The following is an 18,224-nucleotide window of genomic DNA, read 5'->3' as shown; positions in this document are numbered from 1 at the left end:
CGCAGATCACCTGTCTCTTCTTGTTTTCTCGTTTATAACCGGAAGTAGGGCAACAATTTCTCGGCGATTTTATCCGCCGGCACTTTGTACGTTCCGGATTGTATATTATTTCTGAGTTCTTCCAGGCGTTGAGTCTGTGACTCCGTCCGATTCGCACTGTAAGCCTCTTCAAGCAGTTCCTTCGCCTCGGAAGAAATGACGATTTCATCTTTTTGCTTGGATTTTTTTCCGATGTTCTCAGCCGCTTTATAATCGCTGGATTTTATATAGTTATTAACGGCTCCGATTCGTCGAGATTCGTTGATGTTCAATTGAACCATCCTGCCTTTCATTCAAAAAATAGAAATAGACCGATAACGTGTAGTACTATTATCGGCCGAAAATATAAAAAAATGAATACATTCGCATATAAAAATAAAATTTATTGCCGGCTATCATTCAATCGATCCTTAATATTAAATCCCTCTTTGTAACCACGGGCAGGAGTCTCTTGGACACGAGCTTCATTCTCTTGCATTCGTTTCACATCCTTGGCCAGCTTTTGGCGGCACTCCTCGCACATTGTGCCTTCGCGAATCGATCTGCTGCATACTTCACAAGGATAAGACATATTCACATTTTGGGCAATTGAAATTCGCCCTTCGCGAATAAATCTCGTTATTTGTTTGATCGGCACTTCCGTTGCTTCGCTAAGCTCCTGCAAAGAGGCCTGCCTGTTTTCCTGCAAATATTTCGCGCACTTATCATACTGCAGCTGCATCTGTTTGACACAGGCTGGACAAATATCGTGAATTCCTTTCATAAACAACTTCCCGCAATTTGGACAATTGGCAGCGTTCATCGGTCAGCCCCCTAATCACTATTCTCGTATATCTTCATTTTACCTTACTTATCAGTAGTTGGATACCATTTCCTAATAATATTCAACAAGAATCTCTAAAGTTCGAGTTCTATCGTCTAAATTTGTCAAGCACATCCAACACATCGAAATCCACCCGGAAATGAACTTATCCCCAAATGTTTCCACGAAGGAAGGCCGACTTACTCACGTCTCCTGATAGCTACATTCTTTATTCCATCTTCGAAATCCAGTATCCTCTAAAATCGGGTCATTCAATTTTAACACCTACCTGGCCCAAGTCAATCCGTACACCTCTGCGGTCAAGCAACCCTTGATCGCCTTCGCGCATTGGTTCAACGTGCTGCCGGTCGTATAGACATCGTCAACGACATAAATGACCGGCGCTGCACCGGGCGTACCTGCCCTCACAGCTCCCGTAACCCGCTCCGACAAGCGTGCGTCCGCCTCAAAAGCGTTCTGCAGATCCTCAAGCCGCTCGCTTCTGTTCTTGAAGCTCTGCTTGTCCGTATGCCTGGCTCTATGCAGCATCGGGACCACCGGGATGCCCACCCTCCGGCCTAGTTCCTCTGCCATTTGCTCGGCTTGGTTAAACCCGCGCTCCAGCAGCCTTCGTTCGCTGACCGGTACAAAAGTTATCAGCCGCTGAACCTCTCCTCGACCCGGCTTCGCACAATCCGTCTCGGCTTGCAGCAAGCGGTATGCATGAACCAGCATCTGCCCTACGACAGCGCGCAATCGTTCGTCTCCGCGATATTTATATCGTGCGAGTAATTCTTTCATCGCGGCGTCATATCTGACTGCACTGCGGCTTTTTACAAAATAAGCCTGCTTCCTCCGCACGCAGTCCGGGCAAGCCTCTCCTCGCCCGCAGGTGGGACAAAGCGCACTTCGAATCCAGGGGATGCTGAGGTAGCAGGACTTGCACAGCCCCAGCTCATTGCCGCTTACCGCCGCGGAGGTCTGCTTGCAAAGCAGGCATTCCCCCTTGCCGGGGCTCAGCAGCGAGTGCAAGGCGCCTGCGGCACGGCTCGCCCAACTTTTCCACAATGGCCGATCGATCACGAATCTCCCCCTTTCAAATACCCGTGCTTACGGGCAATCCGGTTCATCTGCTTAATCTGGCGCACCGCCTCTTTCTGTGACTTCGTCCATTCCTTTGCCGCAAAATAAACCTTGCCTGCCGGATCCTCCTGCGATCTGCCGGCACGTCCTGCCATCTGGACAAGGGCGGCTTCGTCAAAAAGACCCGAATCCGCGTCGACAATAAACACGTCGGATTTCGGCACCGTCACGCCGCGCTCGAGGATCGTCGTCGTGACGAGCAGCCGTATGTCCCTGCTCCGAAACCGCTGCACCTTCTCCACGCGCAGCGGGTCCTTGGACGACGTCCCCTCCACGCGGGACGCCGGCTCTTCCGTCCCCGCCAGCAGGCGCCGGCGCAGCAGTTCCACCATCGGCTCAACCAGCCTGATGTTGGGCACAAACACAAACAGCTGCGCTCCCCGCTCCAGCGATGTCTGCAGCTGTGCCGCCAAAGCGTGCGGCACTGTGTCTTTCTCCACGCACCGGCGCAGCGGGGGAACGGACAACCGCTGCGGTACCGGCAGCGGGTTTCGGTGAAACCGCGCCGGCACCTTTACGTGCGGCAGCCGTCCGCGCTCGGCAGCCTTGCGGACTGCGCGCGGCGGCGTCGCCGTAAGCAGGATCGTGCTGCCGCTGCGCTTGCACGCTTTGCGGGCGGCATATTCCAGCATGGGATTGCCGTGGTAAGGAAAAGCATCGATCTCGTCGATGATCACCAGATCAAACGCTTCATGGAAGCGCAGCAGTTGATGCGTGGTGGCAATCGTAATCTCCCCCTGCTCCCAGCGCTGCTCGCTGCCTCCATACAAAGTGACGACGCGGCAATCGGCAAATGCTTTGCCGATCCGCGGCTGCAGCTCCAGCACGACGTCCTTGCGCGGCGTCGCTACAAGCGCCCGGCCTCCGGCAGCAACCGTGCGCTGGATAAAAGGAAAAATCATCTCCGTCTTGCCAGCCCCCGTCACCGCCCAGATCAAAAAGCTGCGGGGCACCCTCCGACCAGCGTCTTCAGGGGGGCTTCCTTGGCTCCCGCCGCCGCTCGGACGGTTTCCCCGACCCGTGCCGCCGCCCGGGCGACTCCCCCGGGCATCCTCAAGGAAGCGGAGCCCTTCCAGCGACGCGGCCGCTTGAGCTTTGCTCAGCCCCCACGGCTGCAAATATGCTTGATAATCAACATCCTCCGCGGAGGACCGTTCTCTACCGCCCATTTCAGCGGCAACCCCTTGAATGAGCAAAGAACAGCAGCGCGTCCTGCCCATCGTCAGGCATTCTTCACAATAAGGGCACTCCTGCCCGCAGTACACACAGGCCGACCAAAACATGCGTTCAGAACCGCTACCGCATCTTTTGCAGCTGTATGAGGCCATTTTCCGAAAGCCCCGGCGCCAGTCTCTTCGTTCATCGAGCTTGAAGCCGTTCGTCACCATGACATCCTTGTTCAGAAATGCAAGTTGAATATAGGGCAGCCAGTCATCCGGCTTCATTGAGGCTCCCAAATATTCCAGCAGCTGCTGGAGTTCTTCGGCTAGAAGCGACCTGCCGCTGCAGGCGCGGACCATATTCCGGTAAAAATCGGTATCCAGTCGAACACGCGGAAACATGCCTTGCTTCCACATGCCGTAATCGATGGGTTTGAGGTGAAACGACGCGTAAGAGCCGCTTGTCATGCCGCACGCTTCGGCGGCGCGACGCAGAATGCTGATATACTCGAGGGATTGAGAATGGATTGACGTTGGAGAGGTTTCGGAGGCAAGCTTGTTAAGCATTTGTATAGCTTGTCCTAACGAAATAAAAGGTTCCAGCATGACGATGCCGGCGTCGGCAGCGTATTGCTCGAACCAATAATGAATGTCGGTGTATGCGTGGATCGTAAGATGCCACTCCAGCTTGGACCCAATATGCAGCGCATAAAGTTGAGCCTTCATTCTTCACCTGGCTTTCAATTGTAAAGTAAACGGTTACTGCATGACAAACGGAATCTCGATAAGTTCCTCTCTATTGCTGATATTTACGACAATGACAGCTTCCATCTCATGCTGGTGCAAATAATGATCCACAGATTCATAATTGGAATCGCTGCAGATCTCCAGCGGGAAAGTATGGGATAATCGCTCAATGATCTTCATTGTATCATCCGACGAGCCTTTATCGATAACGGTTGTTTGCAGCTCCCGTCCTTTGACCCGCGAAAAGAAGAACAATGAGCGAATATACCATTCAATTTGATTTTCATTGTTTTTGGTAATGAGCAGAACTCTTGCTGCTTTCTTGCTGCTGGCCTTGCGGCTGCCGAACAAGATATGAAGCACGGCAATGCTGAGTCCGTAGCAGCCAACTATCCAAAGCAATCCGATCCACATGGCGGCTCCCTCCCTTACCTGCATTGTATGCGGTGGAGGGAGGGGGGGTTCCTACAAAGTCACCCAGCCGTTTTTAATGGCGATAATAACCGCTTGCGTCCGGTCGTCAACTTCCATTTTCTGAAGGATGCTGCTCACGTGATTTTTTACGGTTTTCTCGCTAATGTAGAGAAACTCGCCAATCAATTTGTTGCTTTTGCCCTCAGCCATCAGACGAAGCACTTCCGCTTCGCGTTTGGTGAGCGGGCTATTCGTATTATGTATATATTTGAGACCGGAATCCTTGACTCCTTGACCTGGGCCCACTACGCCTACGTCATCCAAATACGTCATTCTTCTCAGTTGATTAATCAGCTTGCCCGTCACTTTAGGATGAATGTAAGCATGACCCGCGACGACGGAACGAATCGCATTGATCAGTGACTCCGCTTCCATATCCTTTAGTAAATAACCGGATGCCCCCTTACGCAATGTTTCGAATACATAACTTTCATCATCATGAATAGACAAAATAATGACCTTGATATCCGGGAAAATAAGTTTTAACCGTTCAGTCGCCACAACCCCGTTCTCAAGCGGCATATTGATGTCCATCAGAACTATATCCGGTGTGATCTGGTTACAAAGTTCAATAACTTGTATACCGTCTCCGCACTCGCCAATCACCTCCATGTCTTCTTCCATATTAATGATCCGCTTGACACCTTCACGAAAGAGCTGGTGATCATCCGCAATAATAATTCTTACATTGCGTTTATGACTCGCCGTGTTGTCCATACTGATTTTCCTCCTTGTTCTCTGCGCCGCCTATAGGGATCAGCATCGTAATTTTTGTGCCTGAATCTTTTGCGGAGTCCAGATCCATCGAACCTTCCAGCAGCTCCACACGCTCTCGCATGCCAAGTAAACCGAAGTTGTTTCCCTTAGCAATTCTTTGCTCAATCTGTGCTACATCAAATCCGACACCGTTGTCTACCACATAGATCTGAACCTGTTCGGGCTCCAATGTTAACTCCACAGATACGAAAGTGGCTTTGGCATGCTTGATCACGTTAGAAAGAGCTTCCTGCACCAGGCGGAAAATCGCGATCTCCAATCCGGATGGAATACGGGTCTCTTTGCCTACGAGATTAAACTGCGTACGGATCTTGTGCTTCTCCTCAAAATCCTGCACATATTTGCGCAATGTAGGAACAATTCCCAAATCGTCAAGCGCCATAGGGCGGAGGTTGAAGATAATTTTGCGTACTTCTTCAAGCCCCCCTCTGACTTGTCCCTTCAAATCTATTAGTTCTTCTTTGACTGCAGATACATCTTGCTTCATCAGCATTCGCTCTGCGATTTCGGTGCGAAGCACGACATTGGCCATTGTTTGCGCCATACCGTCGTGAATTTCCCGGGCAATTCTTTTGCGTTCTTCCTCTTGGGCCAAAATAATTTTCAGCCCGAACAATTGTCTATTTTTTGCTGATTCCAATATGCGGGTAACCTGGTTCAAATCGCCGGATAAATATTCAAGTACGACATTCATTTGGGAGACTATCGTTTCGGCCCGTTCCACTTGCTTGTCCACATTTTTGACGCGCTGCTGAAGATCGTTGCGCCGCGCCTTCAGATGGTTTTCTTTTTCGCGTGCGATCGTAAGCTCCAGTTGGAGAGCGATCGCGGCCTCGTAAGCCGTTTTGATATCTTCTTCGCGGTAGCGATTGAAATCGCGGCTTACCTCCGTAAGACGAATACGGGATCGTTTGTAGTCCTTTTCCAACCTATCCACTAGTTCGATAGTAATGCTGGCCTCTTCTTTAATTTCTGCCAATTCGCGAACAAGAGCCTCTCTTTCCAGGCGGGACGTTTCAGCAATTTCAAAAATTTGATACTTGCTGCTCTCCATGACGTTAATGGCGTTTTTTATGACACGATCTATAGCGTCCGGCTGCAAATGGAACAAGCTCCTTTATGAAAACGAAATTGGTCTACCCCATATTGTAACATAATTCTACAGTTTTGAAGTGTACTTCTAGCACTATTTATTCCAGCGTAATGCCTTGATTTATAGGTTCCCAGCCCACCTTCCACCCTAATTTCTCGGAAATTAGTCGCAGAGGCACCATAGTCAGATTGTTCATAATCCGCGGGGCTACTTCCGCAGTCACGCGTTCCCCATTCACGATCAAATCCGGATTGTCGAGCCATAGGTCGATCAGTTTGTCTCCGCGAATAATCGTTACCTTGCGCTCTTTATCGTCCCATTTTACATTGCCGCCCAGTGCTTCCGTAACAAAACGAATCGGTATCATCGTATTCCCATTAATAATGACCGGCGCTTGTTCCAATGTCATCGGATTGTTATTCAGACTTACCTGCTTTTTATTTACGTTCAGCTTCACCTGATTTTTTGGGAGCTGAGCCATTTGTCCTTTGTAAATGAACGAGATGTCATCAATATTAATTTTCCCTTTGGACGCCCTTTCATCCTGTCCAATAGCTGGATTGGCAACGTATACGCTCTTCAATGTTACGGGAAACTTCAGGCCCGACATATCGGCAGTTACCTTTTTCCATCCGGTCCAATTCATATTCTCCGTAAAGCTTCTCAACTGCTGCTTGCCGTCGGCATCCACAAACTCTGCACGCACCCAGTTCATGCTTCCATCGCCATATACTTTCGCCGTAATAAACTGCGGTTCACCGTCTACTGGCGTCCCATTCGGAGCGTCAAATCTGGCATAAGCCGCTTTTGTACCTGAGCCCTTGGTAAAATCATAAGAGATTTCCAGGTTTTTATTGCCGTTCATTTGGCTTATTTTGACGTTGGAGACGACCTCAGCCGGATATTGGTCTCCATTCGTCATTACCGCGTTATGATCCAGGTCGTACCAAATCTTCTCTTGACCTACAGGCAATGTGACCATTGTACTGTAGCCGTCATATCTGGCAATAACCTGGGCTCCCTGGCTGCCTGCCGTACTATCCACATGCAGCACACCGCCGGTAATTTTCCCTTGAATTCCGCTAAGCTCCCAATCCGCCGAAGCGGCAGGCAGCTCTCTCGTTAAACCGCTTTTCGTAGTTACTGTAATAGGAAGCCTGAAATCCCCACCCTCCGTCAATGAAAATCCGCCTGCGCTAAAAGTCATGGACGCGATCTGGTCACGTCCTACTACTTCTACGTCCATAGACGCAGAACCTTTTCCGGACGTCGCGGTAATTTGCGTTTTGCCCACTTGCGCCGGCGTAAATACATTATCTTTGAACGTTCCCGCGGACCCGGAGCTGCTCCATTGCGGGACAATCGAAGATACGTCCATTGGATTGTAATAGTCGTCATAGGCGCTGAATTGATATGTACTGGACTCGTTTTTAAATAATACGTTCGCTCCCCTTAAAATAAGTCCTTTCAGCTGGCCTTTGGGAGCTGTCGAGTATACGCCGACACCATTCGCTACCGCGCGCTGATTGCCATTCTCGGTTTTGTTCGTCAGCTTTGGCGCCGTTTCTCCCAACGGCCTCGATACCATCTGCGTAGATCCGCCGCCGTCCAGAATCATACCGCGCCATACGCCGGCCTGGATCATGAACTGCTGGAGCTCGGGAAGCGTCATTCCTTGGCTGCCGCCGCTCCTATCGGATGTAAGAATATATGCGGTTTTCATATCTTTGGAATAGCCGATCGCCGTTCTGGAACGCGGCGTGTAGCCGTTGAAATCATTCACATTCCGTGTGAAATAACTCGGCTTCCCTTCATCGACAAGCAGTGTGCTGCCGCCGATCATCGTCTTGAACGTTTTCCAGTCGTACGTTTTGGAAGCGTCATGCGGGATCATATCGTATTTTGCCGTAATTTTATCCCCGACTTTAAGATGGTTGACGATAAAATCTCTCGCCTGCCCCGAGCCTCTGAGAATGAAACCGTCTGCCGGAGGAATCATTTTGACGTTTGTATCTACTTCGATTTCCTTTACTACACCGTTCTGAACCAATGCCTCCGTAGGAACATTCGTTCCGTCCACGGCACGCTGCTGATTTCCCCAAGCATTCGTATACAAAAGCAGACCGTTCGCAATCATTGGCGTGCCGCTTTCATCCCAATAATACGTCTTGTTCACTGCCGTAAGATCGAAAGCTGTTCCGTCTTTGGCCGTGACCGATCCTTTGAAATCAAAAATATCAATGATCGGCTGATTATCCTTCGTAATCGCAAACGAATAAATTCCGGATGTCTGAGTCGGGCTTGACATGATTTGACCATTGGTTATTTGCGCCCCTTCAGGAGCTCCTTCTGCCGTTGTATCGAAAAAGTCCCCGTTAATCCCTGCCACGGCACCGGTATCCCTAGCCATACCCAGCACACTCTGGTTTTTCGTGAACTGATTGTTCGTTCCCGCCATTGCGTCAATCTTGACATTGGGGTTTGTTAAATCTACTTCTATGACATTCGCATTCACCGATACATTCTTATTGTTTCTCGCAGTCGACCAAACGTAATTTTTGAGAATAGCTCCAGAAGTAATCGTCTCCTGCGAACTTAACGTCAATGTTGAATCAGCCGCCCTGACCGGGGTTCCTATAACCATCTGCAATGACAATGCGCAAGCCAGCGCTCCAATCCCCAACTGCTTCCGTAACCTCATGCTGCTTTTCCACTCTCCTCTATCAGTCTACTATCTGAACTTAACAAATATATAGACTCTGATTCTATTGAAAAAGTTACGGAGCAGCAGCCGTTGTATTTATATGATTGAAAAAAAATACAAAAAAAGACCATCCCGTTGAGGGATGGCCTCTTGACAATCTTAGCTATTGATTAAAGCTTCCGCTTTTAAAATTTCAGCTTTATCCGTACGTTCCCATGGAACATTCAGATCGTTGCGGCCAAAGTGACCGTAAGCTGCCGTTTGACGGTAAATCGGACGGCGTAGATCCAACTGCTTGATGATACCGGCTGGACGAAGGTCAAAATGCTTGCGGATCAGCTCGACAAGCTTGTCCTCGCTAACTTTGCCTGTGCCGAAAGTATCCACTGCGATCGAAACTGGTCTTGCTACGCCAATTGCATAAGCCAATTGAACTTCGCATTTGTCGGCGAGACCCGCGGCTACGATGTTTTTGGCAACATAGCGAGCAGCGTATGCACCGGAACGGTCAACTTTTGTCGGATCCTTACCGGAGAAAGCGCCGCCGCCATGGCGAGCGTATCCGCCGTAGGTGTCGACGATAATTTTACGGCCTGTAAGACCCGCATCCCCTTGAGGTCCGCCAATAACGAAACGGCCAGTCGGGTTGATGAAATAGTTCGTATTATCATCCAAAAGTTGCGCAGGCACGATAGGCTTAATAACATGCTCTTTGATGTCTTTTTGGATTTGTTCCAAAGTTACTTCCTCGCTGTGCTGCGTGGAAACGACAATCGCGTCAACGCGAACCGGTTTGTCTCCATCGTACTCTACAGTAACTTGAGTCTTGCCATCGGGACGCAGGTAAGGAAGAGTTCCGTTCTTGCGAACTTCAGTCAGACGGCGCGCCAATTGGTGGGAAATCGAGATCGGCAGCGGCATAAGCTCCGGAGTCTCGTTAACCGCAAATCCGAACATAAGACCTTGGTCTCCTGCGCCGATTGCTTCGATTTCCTCATCGGACATTGTACCTTCTCTTGCTTCAAGCGCTTTGTTGACGCCTTGCGCAATGTCAGGGGATTGCTCGTTCAGGGATACCAAAACCGCACATGTCTGGGAGTCAAAACCATATTTAGCGCGAGTGTACCCGATTTCTTTGATCGTTTGTCTTGCGATAGCTTGAATATCTACATACTCAGAGCTGGAAGTGATCTCACCAATTACCAATACCAAACCCGTTGCAACGGATACCTCGCACGCTACGCGCGCATTCGGATCATTTGCAAGGAAAGCATCCAATACCGAGTCAGAAATTTGGTCACAAATTTTATCAGGATGACCTTCTGTTACGGATTCGGATGTAAATAAACGACGTCCACGTTCTAGTGCCATGTCATTCATCCTCCTATAATCATAGTATGTATGAAAAGCCCCCAATTGATGCCTCTTGCCATCATTCGTTCGCGCTTTAATCAGCAGCTTTTCATGCTGACCGGAATGTGTATTCTACTCGCTGGTGCGGTGTAAAAAATAAACATTTCCGACATAAAGAATAGTTGTCTTATAACAAAAATGAACCTTCTCCGGGTGGAAAAGGCTGCAAAGGCATTGACCTTCAATTAATTATCTTACTGCATTTGTTGTCTAGTGTCAACGAAAGCATGTGAAATTAATAGAATCATAACAATTTTTATCCTACAAAGTAAAAAGGGTCTCTTCCGCTTTTTGGATCAGCCGTCTCGTAATATTGCCCCCGACCGCCCCCGCATCCCTGGAAGAAATATGGCCCCAGTAATCCTCTTTTATGGAAGAGGCGGGGATCGAACCTAGCTCGGTAGCAAACTCCGTATTGCCGAGACCATAGGCATTTTTACCTACAGGCAATCCAAGCTCTTCTGCAATTTCATACTTAAGGATATCCAGCGCCTTCTTCGACTCGGGAACAACCTTGACGTTATTGCTTCTAGCCATAACTATTCTCCTCCTTAAGTTGTGTTCAACTGTAGTATGGCTAGATTGCAGATGCCGAAAACTCATAAGATGTTGTCAACTGGGGTAAAATTATGGAGTCACTGTACTGCCGTCAGCATTGAGTAAAAGATAACTGCCGCGCACCATGACATAAATGTCTGCTGTATTTTTCGGGCTCGGTTTAATACCGCGGCCTTCGCGCGGAAAAATAAGCAAATGATTTAATTCCACAGCTGCTCCCTCTGCCACATCTTTGCCAGCAGTAACGTCGGGCACACCCTCACCATCCTTGCTCACTACAACAGTTTTGCCCGTTCGCACAATAAACTCACTGCCACTGCCGGCATAGAGAGTTTGTCCGGATTTTAGCAAAACTACGTTCATATTCGATGAAGTCGCACTCCCACCTGCGTTTGTGCCGCTGGACGTATCGCCCTGACTAGCAAGCGCCGAAGCGATAAGTTCTTTCACCTTTGCTTCGCTTAAAGTATTTTGATCAAAATAACTCTTGGTAATAACCGGATCCGTCGATGATCCTGGCATTGGAGCGTCGGCTTTTGATACGGACAAAAAAGACGTCGATAAAAAAATAACCGAAAAAGCTGTCGCAAGAACTCTTTTCTTCTTCATAGTTGTGCACTCCTGTCATTAAAAAATCTGGTAATATAAAGGAAATTCTTATCCTTTTGTTGAAGTATACTTTATAACTATATTCGACAAAATGGAGTGATTCCGGTGAAAAGGTTACTAACCGCAACTTTGATTTTATTCTTTATATCCAGCAGCGTCAATGCCTCTACCAATCACGGCAGTTTCGAAGGAAATCCCATAGTAAGCATACAATCTAGTGGAAAAGAACTAAAAGTCGATGATGTCCCCGCCATTAATTACAACGGAAGAACTATGGTCCCGATTTATTTATTGAAGGAACTCGGCGTCGAAGCCGTATGGAACGATGCAACTTACAGTGTAAATGTAACAGTAAAAGATAAAGCTGCCGGAACTCCAGTTACCCAAACCCCACCCAAAAATGATGCAAATATAAAAAAAGACGACCTCGAAATTCTTAAAGACACCTACAAATGGCTGAGCGATACGGATATGGCACTCTTGATGTTTGCCGTAAGATTGCAGCAGTATGCGGATTCGGATTTGACAATTAATCAGGATCATTTGACGGATAGCGACTACGAAGACCTAAATAATCTTTATAAAGAATCGCTAGCGTTTGCTACCGAGAGAATCAATGATATTAAAATCAATAATTCTATCAAAGACATTCTTACGAATCAATCCAATGCGCTAATACAGCTTAGCCAAACAAGAAACCTGATTACTCTTTGGCGGTCTAAGTCTAATGACACCCAAATAACAAATAGTTTAAAAATTAGTTTGTTAAACTCTCAAACCATAACCCAGAAAAACCTAAACTTTACCAACAAATGCATTCATGATCTTATAGCAGCCAAATATAAAAGCAGTAAAAACCCTTCATAATAGAAGGGTTTTACTGCTTTATACTGCCTTATTTAATCAAGTTTAAAAAACGTACAATAACAACGGAAGCCTGAGCTCGTGTTGTTTGCTCGTTGGGGCCAAATAATTCATCATTTAAACCGTTCATAATTTTAGCATTAAGAACTTCCGCGATTTCCTTCCTGCCCCAGGAAAGATTTTTTAGATCGCTGTATTGGCCAAGCAATTCCTTTTCTCTTACATCACCAATGGATAGACCAATATTGCTATGTTCAAGAGCCCGTACCAGTATACTTGCAAGCTCTACTCTTGTTACTGCTTTATCCGGCTGAAATGTACCATTTTCATATCCGCCAATAATCCCCTCTTGTGTAGCCTCCGTAATATACGGATAAAACCAATCGCTTTGATTCACATCTTGAAAATATGTTTGCTTCGTCACAGATGTTTGCGAGCCGGTGTTCATCGCTTTTACCAACATGGCTGTAAACTCAGCCCGAGTCAAACTTTCATCAGGGGCAAAAGAAGTCTCTGTCTTCCCGGCAATAATTTGTTTACTGGCCAAATAGTCTATGTATTTGCTTGCCCAATGATTTTGCGTGTCTTCAAACTTGCTTGTATCAGTACTATCGGTATTCGCGAATGCTGCTAACGGAAGAATACAAATTGCGAACAACATGAAACATGCAATGCGGGTGATATTTCTCAAAGTCATGTCTAACCCCCTAAATTCATTCAAAATATAACATTATTATACTTTGAATTGAGGTGATTTATCAAATATCGTTTTTCATCTCTATCTGCGTCTCTCATAAAGATCGGGATTGGATTGTCCTTTAATTAAAATAAAAAAAGAAGATCCCAAAGGATCTTCTTTTTTTATAGATATTAATTGTCAAGACCGTTGTATGTTGCTTTGTAAGAAGTTGTAGCGGCTTTACCATTTGGTGCAGTTGAAGTCACATCAAATGTTACTGTACCGTTGTTAACACTAGGCGTTGCTACGATATTTCCGTATTGGTCAACAGATACAGTACCACCAGTAACATGATCTACACCAAATGTGATACCATACAGATAGTTGTATTTCTTAGCATTTGTTTCTTCGTTTTTGATACCATAGTTATCAGTTACATTAAGTTGAGTGAACACATTGTAGTTGCTGTAACCGATTGTTTTGGAGGAATCATCAACTGTAATTGTGTCGACTGCAAGAGCATCATTCTTAACAGTTACAGTTGTTGTTGCTGTTTTCACTTTGTTATCATTTGTTTTATAGCTCACGTTGATTGTTGCAGTACCTACTTTATTACCAATTACATAAGCTTTTCCAGCACCGTTGTATACAACTTGAGCAACGGAAGTGTTAGAAGATGTAATCGCAGTAATATTTTTAGGTAAAGCTACTGTGTCGCCACTAGCAGTTGTCGCAGAAACTGTTACTTCGCGAGCAAGTCTGCTTTTACCTGCATCCTTCTGTTCGCCATCAGCAAAAGTAGTATTATTAATATCATATTGATGGAGATTATCAATAACACCACTATCGATTGCGTTAAACAAATTAGGAACGCTGTTCAAGCCGTAAGTAAGGCTATCGCTTGTAGTAGCTACATCAAGGTTACGAGTAACTGTATCGATAACAGTTGCAGTGTTATTTTGGAACTTGATCAGTTCAATTTTAACTCCAAAAGTTCCGGAAGCTGTTGCGCTTGTAGCTATGCGGTAAGTGTCATTAAGCTTGTCAAAACCTTTGTTTTGCAGAACGCCTGTAGTATTACCTGGCACTGCAGTCAAGTTATTCAAGACTGCATCACTAAGGTTCGCAGTAGTTGCAACGCTACTAGAAGCAGTATCGTTATCATCTGTGATTGTTTGTTTATAATCAGCCATATTTATAGGAGTAACTTTAGTGTAGTAATAGACACTTCCTGTTACACCGCCAGAAGAAACGCTGCCTTGACCGTCAGTTGTCAAGAATTTATCTTGGCTCTTGTCGTATTGGTCCAAAGCTTGAACAACAATTTTAGTGTATCCGCCTGCTACAATTTTCTTAGCCGGTTCAGTAATCACTTTAAGTTTATCTGGGATACGTACGTTACCAACAGTGAAATTCTTTGTAGCTTGGCTGTTAGCACCGGCAGTTGCGATATAAGCGTTCAGGTTAACAATACCACTGCGACCTGCTGTAATAGTGGACAAGCGAACGCTACCTTTGTGTTCACCACTTTGAAGCACTTTAGCAAGTGTTGTCTCTGTGGATTCACCTTCATTCTTTGTCAATGCGCCAGACAGGGATACATTGATCCGTTTTACGTTTTGGTCGCTTGTCAAATCATCAAGGCTTAATTTATTTCCATCAGCATCGTATGCAGTAATTGGAACATACACATCTGTATCTCCAGTAGCCACGCCACCACTGATATCACCGATTTCCACTTTTGTAGCTACAGCAGTAGAAGTCACTGAAATTTTTGTAGTAGCAGCTGCACCTTGCAGATATACCTGAGCAGTGTAATCGCCGGTTTTCTCAATGTTGTTATTTAAGCTTACACGAACTGCAGGAATGTCATTATTATCATAATCTTGAATACCAGATTTCAGAAGCTCTTCGTAAGGTGTAAAGATAACTTGTGCTTTTCCATCAGCAACAAGATCGTTTGCACCGTTAGTAACAGAGATAATTGACGAAATAGCTTTGAAACCTAATTGGTTACCGTATTGGTCATATACATTTAATGGGAAAGTTGCAGTCTCACCTTTTTTGGTGATTCCTTTTTTACCATTAGAGTATTTAATATCTCCAGCTTCCATTTTTGTAATGAATGGAGCCACACCTACTGTGAAGTTTTTGCTTGCAGACAAGTGTGTATCATTGAAGTAGATGTTTACTGGAATGACAGTCAAGTTGGATTGCGATTCCGAACTTGGACCAGACTTAGTGCTATCAAAAGTAATTTTCAGTACGCCATCGTCTTTTTTAGTAATTTGAGCAGTTTGGCTGTTGCCCAAAATTACTGTGTAAGAACCAGCTGAGAAGGAAGCATTTTCACCGTATTGGTTAGTAGCTTTAACAAGTACAGTTGCGCTTGTAGTTTTAGCGATTGTATCGCTAGCATTTACGAAGTCGATTTTCTTAACAACTTCGTTTTCAGCAGTGAATTTAGCAGTTGTTTTATCAACAACTTTTTCATCCAAGCCGCTCAGCGTAACTGTGTACTCACCAGCACGAAGATTTGCATCTAAAGACAAGGTTGCGGATTTTTTATCATCAGCAAATTTAGTAGTCGATACAACATCAGTGTTGCCTTGTTTCACGGAAAGCTTAGCTTTGTCAGTGTCAACTGGTTTGTTGAAGCTAACTACAACTGTTTTAACGCCAGTAGGCTTAGCTTCTGTTACGGAAATTTTGCCAGCTGGAACGTATTGTTGTTTAGCTTCGTATGCGCCAGTCAGAAGCAGGTCGCGAGTTGCGTTGGATTTACCGCCGAAACCGCCGTCAGCTGCTGGGAACAATTTCAGTTCAAGAGCCAATGCTACATAGCCTTGTGCCCATTCGTCAACTGTTGCATCGTCGCCAGTTTTTGCTTTTGCTTCAGCATCTTTACCCAGTACGCGAACCAGGAAAGTTGCCAATTGTTCTTTAGTTACTTTACCAGCTGGGTTGTAAGTACCTTCGCCGTAACCGTCAGTTACGCCGGCAGTTTTCAGAGCTTCGATGTAAGGAAGCGCATAGCCGTTAGCTGCATCGTCGGATTTAACATCGGAGAAGCTGGAAGTTTTCAGGTCTTTGTTGATGTCAAGAGACATGACCAAAGCCGCTACTTTAGCGAATTGAGCGCGGTTCATTTCTTCTTTCAGACCAAACTCAGTGTCGCTGATTCCGTCGAAGATTCCTGCGCTAATCATAGCGTCGAATTTTGCTTTTGTCGCTGCGTCAAGATCTTTAAGATCTGTGAAGTTAGCGGATGTTTTTGTTGCTGTAGTTGCTGATGTAGTTGTTGCTGCTGTATCAGCAAATGCTACGGAAGAAAATACGGATAATGCCATTGCTGTAGAAAGAACTACGGATAAACTTTTCTTCATAACCTTTTTTTCTCCTCCTCGAATATCTTTCGCTTTATTTTGTAGGTTTGATCTAACAATATTTGAGCTCGATTCACTCATTGTCCGGTTCACCCCCTTTCCAGAGTTGGAGCATAATTATAACTAAGTTCGCTTGTAGCCCTTTAGCCACATGGAAACTAGTAAACTTTAACTAGAAAAGAAAAGATAGGTACCCACTCATACCACTTCACATTATACAATGGTCGAATAGCGTCGTAAAGAGTTATTTTTAATCATTTCCAAAACAGGCTAACTGTTCTTCTTGCCTTAACTGTTTTCAAAAGTATTAAACGCAGTATTCGAAAAAAAGTTGCGTCACATGAAAAAAAAGTTTTTTCTGCATCATTTTTTATTTTGAATTGGCTAAAAACACGTTGTTTGCATAAAAATAAACAAACAAAAAAAGACCCCGAAGGGTCTTCTTTGCTTGCTTATTGATTATTGAGCAGTCAATGCGATGCTTGCCGATTTGCCGCTTGGTGTTGTAGCTGTCAGATCGAAGCTTACGGATGTCGATGGGCTTGTTGGCGTTGCCACTACGTTGCCGTATTGGTCTACCGATACCGTTCCGCCCACTACATGGTCGACCGAGAATGCTGCGCCGAGCAGGTAGTTGTACATTTTCGCGTCGCCGTCTTCGTACTTGATGCCGTAGTTGTCGACGATGTTCATTCCAGTGAAGGCGTTGAATCCGCTAAGTCCGATCGTTTTGCTTGTATCGTCGAAGCTGATTTGATCTACCGCAAGCGCGTCGCTCTTCACGGTTACTGCTGTTGTTGCTGTTTTCACTTTGCCGTCGTTCGTTTTGTAGCTCACGTTGATCGTTGCCGTTCCCGCTTTGTCACCAATCACATATCCTTTGCCGTTGGTGTACACGACTTGAGCTACCGATGTGTTCGAAGAAGTGATGGCGGTAATTTGTTTCGGAAGCGCTACAGTATCGCCGGCTGCATTCGTTGCAGATACGGTTACTTCGCGGGCCAGTTTACTTGTATTAGCCGCTTTTTGATCCGCTGCGCTCAGTGTGCCGCTTGTGTCGTATTGTGCACCGTCAATGATCACTCCGCTATCGATAGCGTTGAACAAAGCCGGTACGCTGTTCAGACTGTAGCTCAGGCTGTCGGTCGATGTCGCTACGTCGATGTTGCGAGTCACGGTATCAACTACGCTCTCATTGCCCGATGCGTCTACTTTGATCAGTTCCACTTTCACACCGAACGTTCCCGACGCGCCGGATCCGGTTGCCAAGCGGTACGTATCGTTCATTTGGTTGAACGCTGTGTTCTCAACCATGCCTGTAGTACCGCTCACAGCTTGAAGGTTTTTGAAGCTGTTTGCCGTTGTGAATGCAGCTGTTACGGCGCTGGATGCAGTGTCATTGTCCGCTGTGATCGCTTGAACGCCTGTTGTTGTGTTCACCGGCGTCATTTTTGCGTAGTAGTACACGCTGCCGGAAACAGATGTAGGAGTAGCGTTTGTCGATGCATTGCCTTGACCGTCCGTTGCAAGGTAGGAATCCTGGCTTTTGCCGTATTGGTCAATCGCTTGAACCACGAAGCTTGTGTAGCCGCCTGGTACGATTTGTTTAGCCGGCTCAGTGACGACTTTCAAGTGATCCGGGATACGTACGTTGCCGACCGTGTAGGACTTCGTAGCCGTGCTGTTCGCACCGGACGTTGCGATGTAGGCATTAACCGTTACAACGCCGTTATGGCCCGCTGTGATGTTCGACAAGCGGATGGAACCTTTGTGTTC

The 18,224-nt window shown here is 46.4% G+C and carries 14 protein-coding genes and 1 pseudogene; 1 reads left to right on the top strand and 14 read right to left on the bottom strand.

Annotated elements, in window-relative coordinates; genetic code table 11:
- Positions 1-32: 32 nt before the first annotated feature.
- The 11 genes from flgM to AC3G2T_RS29770 all read right to left on the bottom strand — a co-directional run bounded on the left by flgM (position 33) and on the right by AC3G2T_RS29770 (position 11,519).
- The gene (flgM, locus tag AC3G2T_RS29820; RefSeq protein WP_474684343.1) at positions 33-311 is read right to left on the bottom strand and encodes a flagellar biosynthesis anti-sigma factor FlgM; all 279 of its coding nucleotides are present in this window, start codon (positions 309-311) and stop codon (positions 33-35) included.
- 110 nt (positions 312-421) lie between these two features.
- Entirely contained in the window at positions 422-841 is a 420-nt protein-coding gene (locus AC3G2T_RS29815) for a TIGR03826 family flagellar region protein (protein WP_474684344.1), read from the bottom strand.
- Between the two features lie 285 nt (positions 842-1,126).
- Positions 1,127-1,924: a ComFC family protein gene (locus AC3G2T_RS29810; protein ID WP_488437821.1), complete on the bottom strand. Its 798-nt coding sequence runs from the start codon at positions 1,922-1,924 to the stop codon at positions 1,127-1,129.
- Positions 1,921-3,870 (bottom strand): ATP-dependent helicase ComFA, encoded by a 1,950-nt coding sequence (locus AC3G2T_RS29805; RefSeq protein WP_488437820.1) that lies wholly within the window; start codon positions 3,868-3,870, stop codon positions 1,921-1,923. The genes AC3G2T_RS29810 and AC3G2T_RS29805 overlap by 4 nt, the downstream gene beginning before the upstream one ends.
- A 33-nt stretch (positions 3,871-3,903) precedes the next feature.
- A complete protein-coding gene (locus AC3G2T_RS29800; RefSeq protein ID WP_474684347.1) occupies positions 3,904-4,305 on the bottom strand; it encodes a hypothetical protein in 402 nt (133 codons plus the stop codon).
- A 51-nt stretch (positions 4,306-4,356) separates the two neighbouring features.
- A complete protein-coding gene (locus tag AC3G2T_RS29795) occupies positions 4,357-5,082 on the bottom strand; it encodes a response regulator (protein ID WP_474684348.1) in 726 nt (241 codons plus the stop codon).
- Complete coding sequence (locus AC3G2T_RS29790) at positions 5,060-6,244, bottom strand: sensor histidine kinase (protein WP_474684349.1); 1,185 nt, start codon at positions 6,242-6,244, stop codon at positions 5,060-5,062. Before AC3G2T_RS29790 ends, AC3G2T_RS29795 begins: the two co-directional genes overlap by 23 nt.
- Positions 6,245-6,332: 88 nt before the next feature.
- On the bottom strand, positions 6,333-8,936 hold the full coding sequence (locus AC3G2T_RS29785) for a stalk domain-containing protein (RefSeq protein ID WP_488437819.1): 2,604 nt from the start codon (positions 8,934-8,936) through the stop codon (positions 6,333-6,335).
- Between the two features lie 162 nt (positions 8,937-9,098).
- Entirely contained in the window at positions 9,099-10,310 is a 1,212-nt protein-coding gene (gene metK / locus AC3G2T_RS29780; RefSeq protein WP_474684388.1) for a methionine adenosyltransferase, read from the bottom strand.
- Between the two features lie 303 nt (positions 10,311-10,613).
- Positions 10,614-10,889 (bottom strand): alpha/beta-type small acid-soluble spore protein, encoded by a 276-nt coding sequence (locus tag AC3G2T_RS29775; RefSeq protein ID WP_474684351.1) that lies wholly within the window; start codon positions 10,887-10,889, stop codon positions 10,614-10,616.
- Positions 10,890-10,979: 90 nt separating this feature from the next.
- Positions 10,980-11,519, bottom strand: a complete 540-nt coding sequence (locus tag AC3G2T_RS29770) for a hypothetical protein (RefSeq protein WP_488437818.1) — start codon at positions 11,517-11,519, stop codon at positions 10,980-10,982.
- A 105-nt stretch (positions 11,520-11,624) separates the two neighbouring features.
- Between AC3G2T_RS29770 and AC3G2T_RS29765 the strand changes: the two genes are divergently transcribed.
- Positions 11,625-12,386 (top strand): stalk domain-containing protein, encoded by a 762-nt coding sequence (locus tag AC3G2T_RS29765; protein WP_488437817.1) that lies wholly within the window; start codon positions 11,625-11,627, stop codon positions 12,384-12,386.
- 28 nt (positions 12,387-12,414) lie between these two features.
- Here AC3G2T_RS29765 and AC3G2T_RS29760 read toward each other — a convergent pair whose 3' ends face one another.
- From AC3G2T_RS29760 to AC3G2T_RS29750, 3 genes and pseudogenes are all read right to left on the bottom strand, one after another.
- Entirely contained in the window at positions 12,415-13,080 is a 666-nt protein-coding gene (locus AC3G2T_RS29760; protein WP_488437816.1) for an S-layer homology domain-containing protein, read from the bottom strand.
- 173 nt (positions 13,081-13,253) lie between these two features.
- Positions 13,254-16,529: an S-layer homology domain-containing protein gene (locus tag AC3G2T_RS29755; RefSeq protein WP_488437815.1), complete on the bottom strand. Its 3,276-nt coding sequence runs from the start codon at positions 16,527-16,529 to the stop codon at positions 13,254-13,256.
- A gap of 378 nt (positions 16,530-16,907) precedes the next feature.
- Positions 16,908-18,224 (bottom strand): annotated as a pseudogene (locus AC3G2T_RS29750) (hypothetical protein); the annotation flags it as partial.

Source organism: Paenibacillus sp. sgz302191 (assembly GCF_057749925.1).
This window is presented reverse-complemented; position numbering and strand designations above follow the sequence as displayed.